Genomic DNA, 511 nt, shown 5'->3' with positions numbered 1-511 from the left:
CAGTGCTGCAAACATCATACATGCCACAACGGAAGCCATGGCGAGACCACCACGGAACCAACCAACAATGGCAATCGCAAATCGGATGATTCGCTTTGCAACGCCACCTGTCGACATAAAACTTGAGGCCAAAATGAAGAAAGGTATCGCCAACAATGTGTAGTGACCAGCAAAGGCATTAAACAGCGTTTGAGCAACTGACGCCAAAGAAGCATCGGAATGCAGCATTAAGAAAAGAACACTGGAAAGACCCAGAGAAATTGCGATTGGCACACCAATGAGCATGAAGCCAATCACCATTAAAAACAGTAGTAAAATATCCATGGCTTAGCGCTCCTTGTGCTCAGAATCGTTCGAGGAACGAGGAGTCATGGCATCGCCAGCTTCACTCATTTATTCTTTTAAGGCTTCCAGTTCTTCCTCAGCTTCATGCCCAGCAATCAAGCGATCCAGCTTGCCTGTAGCGATCTGCCAAGTGACTTGTAAAAAACGGAAAGTGAGCATCGCCATA

General features: G+C 46.6%; 1 protein-coding gene and 1 pseudogene. Both read right to left on the bottom strand.

Translation table 11 applies throughout. The features are described from left to right. A partial coding sequence (locus R7P74_RS29585) for a TRAP transporter large permease subunit (protein WP_318124320.1) occupies positions 1-324 on the bottom strand: 324 nt, incomplete at its 3' end. Between the two features lie 72 nt (positions 325-396). Further along, positions 397-511: pseudogene (locus R7P74_RS29580) on the bottom strand (TRAP transporter small permease); the annotation flags it as partial.

The organism is Vibrio sp. 2033, from assembly GCF_033339735.1.
Note: the sequence above shows the minus strand (reverse complement) of the source record. Positions and strands in the feature narration are given on the sequence as shown.